Source organism: Microbulbifer variabilis (assembly GCF_052467165.1).
Genome location: NZ_CP174301.1, coordinates 2,331,882 through 2,344,760, shown reverse-complemented (window position 1 = coordinate 2,344,760; position 12,879 = coordinate 2,331,882). Strand labels below are relative to the sequence as shown.

7 protein-coding genes are annotated in these 12,879 nt (G+C 47.6%); 5 read left to right on the top strand and 2 right to left on the bottom strand.

All coding sequences use genetic code 11. The features are described from left to right. The first annotated feature begins 57 nt into the window (after positions 1-57). Genes ACJJIP_RS10395 through ACJJIP_RS10385 form a run of 3 tightly spaced genes read left to right on the top strand, consistent with a single transcriptional unit; the run spans position 58 to position 6,528 of the window. On the top strand, positions 58-945 hold the full coding sequence (locus ACJJIP_RS10395) for an ABC transporter ATP-binding protein (protein ID WP_444944300.1): 888 nt from the start codon (positions 58-60) through the stop codon (positions 943-945). Beyond that, the gene (locus tag ACJJIP_RS10390; protein ID WP_444946857.1) at positions 942-4,352 is read left to right on the top strand and encodes an ABC transporter permease; all 3,411 of its coding nucleotides are present in this window, start codon (positions 942-944) and stop codon (positions 4,350-4,352) included. The genes ACJJIP_RS10395 and ACJJIP_RS10390 overlap by 4 nt, the downstream gene beginning before the upstream one ends. A 31-nt stretch (positions 4,353-4,383) precedes the next feature. Beyond that, positions 4,384-6,528, top strand: coding sequence for a TonB-dependent receptor (locus ACJJIP_RS10385; RefSeq protein ID WP_444946856.1), 2,145 nt, complete (start codon positions 4,384-4,386; stop codon positions 6,526-6,528). Positions 6,529-6,627: 99 nt separating this feature from the next. Here ACJJIP_RS10385 and ACJJIP_RS10380 read toward each other — a convergent pair whose 3' ends face one another. After that, positions 6,628-7,311, bottom strand: coding sequence for a VOC family protein (locus ACJJIP_RS10380; protein ID WP_444946855.1), 684 nt, complete (start codon positions 7,309-7,311; stop codon positions 6,628-6,630). A 298-nt stretch (positions 7,312-7,609) separates the two neighbouring features. Then, positions 7,610-9,499, bottom strand: coding sequence for a potassium transporter Kup (locus ACJJIP_RS10375; protein ID WP_444946854.1), 1,890 nt, complete (start codon positions 9,497-9,499; stop codon positions 7,610-7,612). Between the two features lie 324 nt (positions 9,500-9,823). Between ACJJIP_RS10375 and ACJJIP_RS10370 the strand changes: the two genes are divergently transcribed. Both ACJJIP_RS10370 and ACJJIP_RS10365 read left to right on the top strand, forming a co-directional pair. Further along, positions 9,824-11,464, top strand: coding sequence for an acetolactate synthase large subunit (locus ACJJIP_RS10370; protein ID WP_282950633.1), 1,641 nt, complete (start codon positions 9,824-9,826; stop codon positions 11,462-11,464). Positions 11,465-11,749: 285 nt separating this feature from the next. Then, positions 11,750-12,400, top strand: coding sequence for an MOSC domain-containing protein (locus ACJJIP_RS10365; RefSeq protein ID WP_444946853.1), 651 nt, complete (start codon positions 11,750-11,752; stop codon positions 12,398-12,400). The last annotated feature ends 479 nt before the right edge of the window (positions 12,401-12,879 follow it).

Sequence of the window (12,879 nt, the reverse complement as noted above, 5' to 3'; positions counted from 1 at the left end):
CAGCACAAAAAAAGTGATTACGGAATTTTTACTTATAAAACGGGGTTAGGAGGAGAGATGCAAAATCAATCAGGGTTGATCATCGAAGGGCTCTTTAAGACATATAAAAACGGGGTGAAGGCGTTAAACGGCGTCAACTTGGAAGTTGGCCCCGGCATGTACGGATTACTTGGGCCTAATGGTGCCGGGAAAAGTAGTTTGATGCGTACCTTGGCTACCCTGCAAACCCCGGACAGTGGTCGGATCATGCTGGATGGTGTGGATGTGCTGGCAAACCCGGACTTTATGCGCAGTAAACTGGGCTATTTGCCGCAACATATCGGCGCCTATCCTGGAATTGCAGCGCGGTCATTGCTGGAGCGTTTTGCCTGGCTCAAAGGCTTCACCGAAACAAGCGCAAGGCGCCATGAAGTGGATAGGCTATTGGAGCAGGTCAATTTGGCCGATGTAGCCGATCGAGCCGTATCAACCTATTCCGGCGGTATGCTGCGTCGTTTTGGTATTGCCATTGCATTGATTGGCGAGCCGCGCCTGATCATCGTTGACGAGCCAACCGCTGGCCTGGACCCGGCTGAACGCAATCGCTTTCACTGTGTTTTGGCGGATGTCGCGGCGGATGCCATTGTATTGCTCTCTACTCATATTGTTGAAGATATCGAAAACCTGTGCCAGCGCCTGGCCATATTGGCTTCTGGGCGTATTGTTGTTGAGGGTACAGCCCCAGAGGTAACAGACCCTCATATAGGCAAGATGTGGCAAGCACTGATTCCCCGTGGCGAATCACTTCCCGCATCCCTGCACAATATTGCCAGACCCGATGGTACCCAGGTAATCGTACACGGGGAAAAACCCGCAGACTCTCGTTTTACTGCCCACACGCCTCGCCTGGAAGATATTTATCATCTGGCTATTGAGCAGGTAAAAGACCAGCGGGAGGCTGCATGAACAAGCTGGCGCTTATTGCCCATGAGGCAAAGCTGGAGATAAGAGCTGGATTTAGCAGCGGCATCGTGGCTTTGGCCTTCTGGGGGCTGGTGATCTACCTGCTTCTGAATTTGGTCAATGCCGACTATATGCAGAAAATGGGGGCCACAGATATTCCCCGGAACTCACCGTCACTCATTTACCTGATGGGTGCGGGATGTATGTTCTTTCAGTTTTTTGCCTGGGCCTGGGTATTTTCACAACCGATTCTGCGCGATCGCAAAGCCAGTTTGCACGAAGTCATTTACACAACACCGAATTCCCTGAGCGTAATGCTTTGGGGGCGGTTTCTTGGCGCTGCGGTAATAGGAGCCATATTAAGTGCATCTGCGCTGGTAGGGTTTTTGGTCTCGCCGGTATTGGTGTGGATGGGCTTGCTGCCCGAAACAGCGATTGGCCCAGCGCCCTGGAAAGCCCTTGGATTTGCATGGATCTGGTTACAGATTCCCGCGAGCATCGGTATTGGCGCTCTGTATTTTGTCGCTACGCTGCGAACCCGCAGCCTGGCCGGTCCTTTTGGACTCGCAGCGGCTTTAATGATGTTGTGGATGTTTGCTGTGATCGTTCTTCGGGGTGGCAATATTAATCCGCAGCTGGCTGCGGTAATGGACCCCTCGCTATTTACTTTCGTTTATACGGAGGTTACTTCCTGGACTCCTCTGCAAAAATCAACCTCGCTACTGCCGTTTACTTTGGGTTCGGTACTGAATCGAATTCTATGGTGTCTTGTTCCTTTGCTTGCCTTGGCGGCTTGCCTGAAATACTTGCGAAGGGAAACACTGGTACTGGAAGGGGCTGCCAAACCTGCCCGGGCTAAGGCCGCTAAAAAGGCAGCCACTCGCAAGGTTAAAGATTTCTCTCCATCTAAGCCCGATACCGCATCGGTTGGCCGCTCCCTGCGTCAACTCATGCTGGAAGCCCGCTGGAGATTATTTCACGTATGGAGTAGTCGCGCTTGGTGGGTCGGTGTTGCGGTCCTGGTAATAATGGGGGTGGCTAGCTCGTTTACCCAGATCATCTGGCACGCTGAAGGGCCTATGGCACCGCGCTTGGAAATGCTATTGCCGCTTCTCAAGGATGTTATTTTCCTGGTTATTGCTTTTGTAATCGCCGCATTGACTGGCTTGGTGTGCCGCAGGGATCAAGTGCCTGGGTTTGACGACATGCTGTCTGCAACCCCCGCGCCCGACTACACACGATTATTTGGCGTTGCCCTTACCGTATTCGCCATGACGGTGCTGTTGGCCCTGTTGCCGGGTCTATCGGGCATTATTGCTGTGCTTCTCACCGCTCCGGCATCTGTCGATATCGTACAGGCGTTCACTTATCAATTGCTGATAGTGACAGCTCCTTTATTGGAGTTGTCGATGATGGTGCTTTTGGTGCATGCATTGTTCCGCCATGCGGGCTTTGCCTATTCCATGTCAATGTTTGTGACCTTTATTCTGGTCCTCAATCATGAGCTGGAGCTGGTGCATTACCCGCCCTATGAAGTGGGTATCACTGCTCATATTCAACTGTCAGCACTCAGTGGTTGGGAACCCTGGATCGGTTATTTATTGGCCTTGGACGGATTTAAAGTTGCGCTTGCCCTATTGATGATCGGCCTGGCTGCTCTTCTGATTCCCCGTGGACTGGATAGCCGCATGTCTCAAGGTTTTGCCTTGATACGTTCACGCCTTATGGCTCCTCAGGGTGCCCTGGTGGCTTGTTCTGCTTTATTTCTTCTCGGTCTCGGTTCTGTATTGGAAGATAAGCTGGTAGTGCAGGGCGGGTATCAATCACCAGAGCAACTCAAACAAGAAGATGCCCTCTGGGAATCTTACTGGCTGCCGAAAGCGAGTGGGTTTGGGGTGTCCGGTGGTGAACTGAATATCAATATCGACCCGGATAACCAAATACTAGAAGGTGAGTGGTTATTGCATAAAGTCTATGTCGAAGGGCAGGGCTTGCAGTTTGAATTACCCCACGGATTTGTATTGGTTAAGGCCTTAGTGGGCGGGCGTGAAGTCACACCGGATCAACGTTACGACCATATGTCGCTGCCAGTATCAGGCTGCTCTGATCAGAGTTGTAATATCAAACTGTTGTGGCAAATGAAGGCGCCGGGTTGGTCCGCAGAGGGAGAACCCTCAGGGCTGACTGCCAGTGGAGTCTGGTTACAAGCGAGCGATATTGTTCCGCGTATCGGTGTTGACCCCGAGCGTATTTTGCGGGTGCCAGCAGAGCGCGAAGCACTGAGTTTAAGCCGTGAGTTTACGCTGCCAACCGCACAGCTGGCCGCAACCCTTGAGGGCGCGGCCCCATCGGGGGACTGGCGCTGGCAGATCCAAATCCAAAGAGATAATAAAAATGTCTTTAGTGAGCAGGGCAGCACCCATGGCCCCTTGGATTTCTCCATTCAATGGGCACCCAATACGAAACTAGCGGTATTCGATGGGTTTGATATTTCCTATGATTCCGATCGCTCAAATATGGTTTCCGCCATTGCTAAAGACGTTGGCCAGATGCAGGCCTGTGTCAGCCAGCGGCTGGGTACTGATATCGAAATTAAACGGATTGCCCAATGGCCGAGAGGACTTGGAGAGACACGGGCCAGCGGTAATTTGCTGCAACTGTCCGAGGGGCCTCATTGGGATATCGCCGATGAAGGTACAGGGCGCTGGCTGCGACGGGTCGATATCGCCCGAGCCTTGGCCCGCCAGCATTTACTTGAAAGTTCGGACTTACGGCGTATTGCCGGCTCCGCGTGGCTCAGCGATGGAGTTTCTGGAGCGATTGGCCTGCTGTGTGTAGCGGAAATCGACGGCATCGAAGTGCTTGATGATGTGCTGGTTCGATACTCCGATAAGACGACTAGAGACTTGGCTGGAAGTGAGGTACCTGTTGAGCGCTTGAGCACCGCACCTATTTCCGGTTGGACTCGCTACTATGCGCCGGTGGCCGCACTGGAATGGACACTTCTGCAATCTCCAGAGTCCCTGTCCGCGTTACTCGATGACATCAAGCAGCAGAGAAATATTGAGAATGTACTGAGCGCTTATGTCGGTGCGTTACGGACACAAAATATGCTCGGGGCTCCTCTTTCATCAGCTCTGACGGTCGAGTACCTGGAGTCCGGTCAAATACGCTTGGACGGACAGCGTTGGCGCTGGGAGAAGGGTGGATGGCAACCGGTCGCACAAACTGCCAGCTACCGTTTGCTAGCCGATATCAATGAGTTAGATTCTGAGGTCATCAATGGAAAAACGCTGATCGAACGTCTGCCCTCAGAGAAAGTTCTAGCGCTGGATATCTGGCCTTCCTATCAGCGGGACCCTGCACAGAATTTACTGGCTGAGAGTTCTGAAGTATCGAATATCAATTAATAGCCTAAGTAATAGAAAGGAAATTTAATTTATGCTCAGCTTAAACCTAGATAAGAAAATACTTGCGAAACAAATTTCGCTAATATCGGCAAGTCTGCTATATGCTTCCGGAGCCTATTCTGCGGTTGAAAATACAGATAAGGAGAGTTCTTCCGACCGTGAGATGGAGGTCGTCGAAGTTACTGCTCGGCTTACTAAAGAGAGAGCCAAGGATGTTCCCTTCAGCCTAAGCGTTGTTGACGAAGAGGATTTGAAAAACCGATTGCTGCTCAATTTTGAAGATGCATTGCGCAGTGCACCTGGAGTAGATGTTTACTCTTCCAGTGGTGCGGTGGATGCAAATATCCGTATTCGCGGGGTTGGTTCACTGACTCAGGTAAATAAGGATGATGGCTCCGTTGTAGTGAACCTTGATGGCGTATCTATGCCTGCGGGAAATGTGTCACTTGGGACTCTGGATATCGAAAGATTGGAAATATTAAAGGGTCCTCAAGGGACCTTATTCGGGCGCAACAGTGAAGCTGGCGCTATTAATATTACCACTAACAAGCCAACCGAAGAGTTTGAAGCTTACGGACGTGTAGAGCTCGGAGAGGATAACCAGAGTTTATATCAAACTGTTATCAGCGGCCCATTCTCTGAATCACTCCGTGGCCGAGTAGCCATCCGACATATCAGTGAGGACCATTGGGTTGAGAATACGACTAACGGCGATCCAATGACTGAACCCAAAGACCTGGCTTTCAGAGGTAGTCTGGAATGGGATTTGGGTGCGAAAACATCAGCCTTATTTATTGCTGAGAAGCAACAACAGGAAGGCTTTCTGAACCTTCAGTTATTACAACCTTTCGGTGATGACCCTGGCAGTGAACACACACCAGGAGCTTTTGACGATAATGAAAAAACCGTTGAGCGATTTTCCACTGAAATCAATCACCAATGGGCTAATACTCAACTGACTTCTATCACTGCATTGGTCAACACGGATTTTAGTTACCTAACCGGTTTTGACCCGGAGACTATGACAGCTTTCTTTGGCTTCCCAATGGAGTATCTTCGCGGCGATAGCCAGGATGAGCAGACGATCAGCCAGGATTTACGCTTGTCCTCGCTATCTGATGCATCGACTTTCTGGGTGATTGGAATCAACTTACACGATACTGAGAGAAGCTTTGACTCTGTTAATCTGGTCTCTTACGCCAACCAATACCGGGATTATGAAACTGATAGCCAGGCTATTTATGGTGAGACCACGCTTCCTATAACTGAAGCCATTAAATTTACAGCAGGATTACGTTACACCCAAGAGAGTAAGGACTACGCCGGTGAATACGCCAGCTATGGTATGGATGGCAATTACTACATCTCGCAAGACCAGAGAGATTTGGATGATAACTATGCAACCGGGCGATTGGCTTTCAGCTACTCTCTGAGTGAGTCCACTAACCTATACACAATGGTCGCACGAGGCCATAAGTCCGGTGGCTTCAATGACTTTGCTACTCAATCAGCTGATAGCTTGGCATACCGGCCGGCAACAGTTGACAGCATTGAAGTCGGTATCAAGAGTGAAGCAGATAGTTTGAATGTAAGCGGTGCGATATTCTTTAACGTAGTGGAAGATGACCATTTGCTCGGTTTTGATCTTGTTACTGCTTCATCAGCTGCGGTGAATGCGGATACGGAGACCTTTGGTGCAGAGATTGAAGCCGATTGGTTTATTACTGAGAGATTTAGTATTGCCGGGGGCTTGAGCTTCCTTGATACAGAAATTACCAAAGATGTTTACGGCGTTTCCGGTGGTGATGTTATGGCGGGTAATGAAGTGCCCGATGTACCCAGCTGGAGTGCTAACCTGGCATTAAATTACTATCAGCCACTATCAGACTTTATGGGATTAAATGCTCCGGCTCTCAATACCAATTTGACTGTTCGCCACGTGGATGAGCGCCCGGCAGATGCGCAAAATCATTTTAACCTGGATGCTTACAGTAAGGTAGATTTACGTGTTGCACTGCAAACGGACTCTATGGAGCTCTACCTGTTTGCTGATAACCTGCTGGATGAGCAGTATCAGTTATATGGTTACACCAATGCGACATATGCGCCTGATGTCAGAATAGGGGCGCCGGCAAAAGGACGTCGTGCGGGAGTTGGGGTTCTATACCGTCTGTAATGAGGTTTCGACAGTTTAGTTAACGACTGTTTTATCTATCTTGATGGTGAGTGGATCAATCTCTGTAGAGATTGATCCACTAAATAGCTCAGAGGCTCCTTAGCTTGTTGGGTTGATTGTACTCCCATGCAATAGAGTCGGGTCCAAATTTTCTCTCAGACCACTAACCTCTATACCCGTAACTTTGGTTGTAGGCCCGGGTTTGATATTAAATATGGAATCTTGATCGGTTAAACGTCGCACAGACTGCCAGTCCTGCTCACTGACTTCCATATGCACTTTACTCAGGCCAGTAGCACCATTTTTATGATTTGTTTTTTGGGGGTATTGAGGTGGGTTGTACGGACTCACTAAAAATGGCAGTCGCTCAGAGCGAGGATAAACAAAGCGAAAACTGGTTTTTTGTCCGTTTGGTTTGGTGCGTCGCCAGGGAATTGCTCGCCCAGTTTGAACCCCTTCACGGTTCATTACTGAAAGATCATTATCAAAATCGTCACTGACTAAGGCAACATCACAAAAACCTTCCCCCTCTTGCGACCAACGTATCATTCTACGTCCCGCGCCCCGGCCAGCAAAGACATCAATCAGCCATTTGAAATAGCGAGCATTAGATGGAGATGTCAACAACTCAATAATTGCCCCTTCACTGAACCAAATGTGCGCATGCTGGGCATTTTTTTCTTTTGTGGCGTAATCCACGGTAAAACCAAGCTGGCGAAAATCCTGTACAGCTTGATGAATATCCTTAACCCAGAGTAAAACATGGCTACAGCGTGTTTTCATAATAGTGCCTAGTTGTGTGGATTAGTTTAGGGGTAATATTACAATCAAGGGAATCCTAATTTAAGGGTTGGGTCATCATTTTCTGGTAATTAATAATAAAAATAATTTATCGTGCATTCTTATTGTTAGGTAACTGATGCCAGTTGTGGAATATGCATAATATTTCTAAGTGACTTGACGATAAAAGGGTTTTACTTAATCGGTACTCCAGAGAGGGCTAAGATTTAATATTCAAGTGTGAAATGAAATGCCGAAACAAGGTGGTCGCATTGTTAGCCTCACAGAAAAAATAGCGAATCTAGATCATAATATGCTCCCCCATTTCTACTGTGCGGTTTGCCGGTATTCGGAAGTATGCTATCGCACTACTTGAGTTACGTACCATGGCTGAAAATAGTCTTTCCCGCCAGGGAGGCATATTACTGTAACCATGTTTTACTGGGATTATATTTGTTCTACAAAGGAAGAAGGATGCTTTACTTGGATCGATATCCAATAAATGGGTATTGTATAATCGCCGTAGGGCTCGCTCAACATCCGGATGCTCCATATATCCATACCGAAGAATTAAGCGGTAGCACCCCTCCCTCAGCTTGCTAATGATAAACCGGTTCCGTGGTGCAACAAGGGGTGTGTTGGCAACTGTTACGATGAGAAATAATAATTTTTCGTGAAGGACCTTATTGTGCTTAAGATTGTAAATTAGGGCATGGGGAGTATAAATTTTGTTCGTGGTCACAAATACTGCTGTACCAGGAACACGGGTTGGTGGATCTTTAAATAGGGAAGTTAAAAATGGCTCGAGTTCATAGTCTTTGCTTTTTTGATAGCGCTCTATAGCCTTTTTGCCTTCCCGCCATGTCGTCATCAGTAGCCCAATTACGGCTCCTAAGGTAATTGAAAACCATCCGCCATGGCTGATTTTGGCAATATTGGAGGTGAAGAAAGATAGATCAATGAGGATAAAGAAAATTGCACCAAGGATACAGATAGGCAGGCTGTACTTCAGGTGGTGTCGATAGACAATGGCCGCAATACAGGTTGTAGTCAGCATTGTACCACTGACAGAGACACCATAGGCTCCTGCCAGGTTAGTCGAAGATCCAAACCCCAGAACCACAATAATTACCAGAGCCATCAATATAAAATTTACGCCGGGTATATAAAATTGGCCAGCAAGATCCGAGGATGTATAACGTATTGCCAAGCGAGGCAGAAAGCCAAGTTGGATTGCCTGCTTGGTAAGAGAAAATGTACCGGAAATACAAGCTTGTGATGCGATACATGTGGCTGCAGTGGCTAAGGCGATCATCGGGAAAAGCGCCCAGGCCGGGTACATACGAAAGAATGGGTTGTCGGAAGAAGAGGGGTCTACCATCAGAAGGGCGCCTTGCCCCATATAGTTCAGTGTCAGGGCCGGGAAGACCAGCCCTAGCCACGCGATACGTACTGGGGTGCGACCAAAGTGCCCCATATCGGTGTAGAGTGCCTCACCACCGGTGAATACCAGCAGTACAGCTCCAAGAATCCAAAATGAGGCTACACCGTGCCCGGTAAGGAATTTGAAAGCATGGATTGGGTTTAATGCATGAATTATTTCGGGTTTTTGCACGACCCAGGTGATACCGATAGTTAATAAAGACAGAAACCAAAGAGCGGTAATGGGGCCAAATAGTTTTCCGACGGTCTCTGTTCCAAATCGCTGTAGAAAGAAGAGTCCCAGTAGAATTCCAATCGCAATAGGTAATACCATCGGCTTAAAAATATCCCCACCAATCTCAAGGCCCTCTATTGCAGAAAGGACGGAGATCGCTGGAGTTAAAACGGCGTCACCAAAGAATAGTGCAGCGCCACAAAGGCCAGCCAAAATAACGAACTTCCGTAGATACCTCCGATCTTGTATTGAGGAAAGAGCAAGCGTCAAAAGCGCCATAATCCCGCCTTCACCACGATTGTCCAGGCGCATCACCAGGATGACGTACTTGACAGTGACAATAATCACTAGAGCCCAAAAAACTGCCGAAACGCCTCCAATGATATTCTCATGGGTAAGTGGAATACCATGTCTTTGGTGGAAGATCAGCTTAAAGGCATAAAGAGGGCTAGTGCCAATATCACCGAAAACTACGCCAAGAGCAGCAAGGGAAAGCACCCAGTGCTTTTTTACGCCTTCCGAGCGTTTTTTCATTTGCAACTCTTACAATCCGGTGTCATACAGAGGCAGGGATCAACAATGTATTGATGGAAAGGACTCCCGTTATTAATAGTTCATTCCTTTGCCCTGATGTTAGCAACCATGTAGACCGAGCGGCCTGGTCCGCTACTGGGATCCTAAGAAGATGATTATTTTGAAGCCAATTTAATTTGGAAATTTTCGTCGCTCACTGGCAGTTCTGATTTAGAAAAATACTGGCAGTCATGTTGTAGGTCAGGAGCATCTGGTGCCCCACATCCTTTGGCGTCATCCAAGTAAGTGCTGGCAAAAGTGCCAGCGATCATAGGAGCCGTATCAATGAAAGCATCCGATCTATTTATTCATGCCCTGGAGGCTGAAGGCGTCGAATATATTTTCGGTATCCCCGGGGAGGAGAACCTGGATGTACTCGAGTCTTTACGTGGCTCCAAGATCAAGCTGGTTCTAACCCGTCACGAGCAGGGTGCCGGATTTATGGCTGCTACATATGGTCGTCTGACCGGTAGATCGGGCGTGTGTTTGGCGACTTTAGGGCCAGGCGCTACAAACTTGGTGACGGCAGCGGCCTATGCCCAGTTGGGTGGCATGCCAATGGTACTTGTCACTGGCCAAAAACCCATTAAGAGTTCCAAGCAAGGCCAATTCCAGATTATCAATATCGTGGATATGATGCGTCCGCTCACCAAGTACACCAAAACGATCGTTGGTGGGGACTATGTGCCATCTTATGTCAGGGAGGCATTCAGGCGTTCAGAAGAAGAGCGTCCAGGAGCAACACACCTTGAAATTCCTGAAGATATAGCTCGTGAGCACTCCACAATGCCAGTGCTGGAAGCAAGCTATACCCGCAGGCCCATCGCTGAAGAGAAAGCTATACGCCATGCTGCAGAAGCTATCTCAGGATCACGCAAGCCGTTATTGTTAATTGGTGCCGGTGCAAATCGAAAGCTCACGGCAAAGATGTTGCGTAAGTTCGTCGATAAGCTGGGGATTCCTGCGGTAACAACACAAATGGGTAAGGGGGTCATTGATGAATCCGGCCCACACTTTATTGGTAATACGGCGTTATCTGATGGAGATTTTGTACATCGGGCGATTGAGCAGGCAGACTTGATTATCAACGTAGGTCACGATGTAGTAGAAAAACCGCCATTCTTTATGCGTCCTGGGGGAGCGGAAGTTGTACATATCAACTTCAACTCTGCCCAGGTAGATCCGGTTTACTTCCCCCAAATCGAGGTTATAGGGGACATTGCCAACAGCCTTTGGCAATTAACTGAGCATCTGAAGCCACAGGAACACTGGAGCTTTACCGATGCCCACCGTATTCGCGCTGCATTGTTAAAGCAGATTGATGAAGCTTCCAAGATTGACACCTTCCCAATCCGCCCGCAGCGATTGGTCAGGGATGTGCGGGAAGTAATGCCAGAGAAGGGCATCATTGCCCTTGATAATGGCATGTTCAAAATCTGGTTTGCTCGTAATTACCCAGCACGATGCCCAAACACGGTACTTCTGGATAATGCGCTGGCCACTATGGGGGCTGGGTTGCCCTCGGCTATGGCAGCCAAACTGGTTAACCCTGATCGTCGTGTAGTCGCAATTTGTGGTGACGGTGGCTTTATGATGAACTCCCAGGAAATAGAGACGGCAGTTCGTTTAAAGATGGACCTGATCGTACTGATTTTGCGGGATGACGCCTACGGAATGATCAAGTGGAAGCAGGCTATGATGGAGTTCAGCGATTTCGGTCTGGACTTTGGCAACCCGGATTTTGTTGCCTATGCGCACTCCTATGGTGCTCATGGTCATCGTATCGAGGCAACAGGAGAACTAAAACCAATGATCGAGAAGTGCTGTAAAGAGGGTGGGGTACATCTGATTGATGTTCCTATGGACTACAGCCATAACGATCGCATCCTCAACCATGAGATTCGTGAGTTATCCAGCAAGCTGTAATATGGGGGCGCCAGGAGGGGCTAGTTGACTTTTAGCCTCTTCTTACACTCTTATACCGCTTTTGCGTTCTATCTATTGGTCTTTTTCCTGTTATTCCTACCCCATTTTTTTGATCAAGATTAAAAGTGGGTGTCTACTGATTGCTGGAGCTTTGCCATCGGCTCGATATGAGAGAAGTTATAGTGGGAAAGTAATCACCTTCAAAAAACCAAGTGTCAAGTTTCCGAGAATTATGATAGAAGAAACTCCTTAGGGTGATGAAATCGAGCGATCAGTAATAAAGTTATGAAAATTGTTTCCATCAATGTTTCCAAGAAGAGGGTTGTTGAATACAAAGGTGAGCCGGTCACCACCGGTATTTTTAAGAAACCGGTGAAAGGTAAAGTGCTTGTTAGTAAAGGCAATCTGGAAGGGGATGAACAGGCCGACCTAAAGCATCACGGCGGCGTTGATATGGCCGTTTATGCATTTGCCAGTAACCACTATGAATATTGGAAAGGAATTCTGGACAGAAGCGAATTACCTTATGGAGCTTTCGGTGAAAATTTAACGGTGACCGGGCTTATCGAAGAAAAGATTTTTATTGGTGACCGGTTTCGTGTGGGGGATTGCCTTCTGGAGGTGAGCCAGCCAAGAATCCCTTGCTTTAAGCTCAATATGGCATTAGACAGTGATAAGGCCGTTAAACTATTCAAAGAGTACTTCAACACAGGTGTATACTTCAGGGTACTTAAAGAAGGCTATATCGGGCAGGGAGATGAACTCAGGAAAGTAAAGGAGTTAACAGGCTCTATTAGCGTAAAGTCTGTGTTTAGGGCTCTATTTGACAAAGAGTATACGCGTAGTAAGCAGATTCTTGAAACTGCTTATCAATTACAATCCCTTTCTCAGGAGTGGCGAGAAAAAGCGAAAAAACGTTTAAAGCGGGTTAGTTAGCCCAATGCCCAGATTTTTTTAAATAATCCTCTTGTAAAATATCCTGGACCGGCAGCCGCTTTGCAGCAGTATTTTTACTTGCTTTACCAGGAGACTTGCTTATCTAACTGTTGCAGGTTTTCCTTTCCTATATCGCATCATTAGTTGCAATTTTTTAAATAAGTTCCCTGGGTAATATGGCTAATTAGGCTTGAGGTATGGCCAAGTGGATCGTGAAAGATTGTAAAGGGATCTTTCCACAGCAGTAGGAACCGTGTAACTTTTTTCATATCGACATAAAAAATAAATAGAAAATTATTACAGTTAGGCTGTGTGAAGAAGGTGTTGTAAATGGTTGAGCTGGTAATATTTAGTTCAATGATCAATCAGAAATTTAGCCTAAAGCCCTTTTGCCTATATATTCCTTATTTTCACTGCAGAGTTATTCCAGCTTGCTTGATTAAAAGATAAAACTATGGCGCAAGAACAGTAGATTTCAC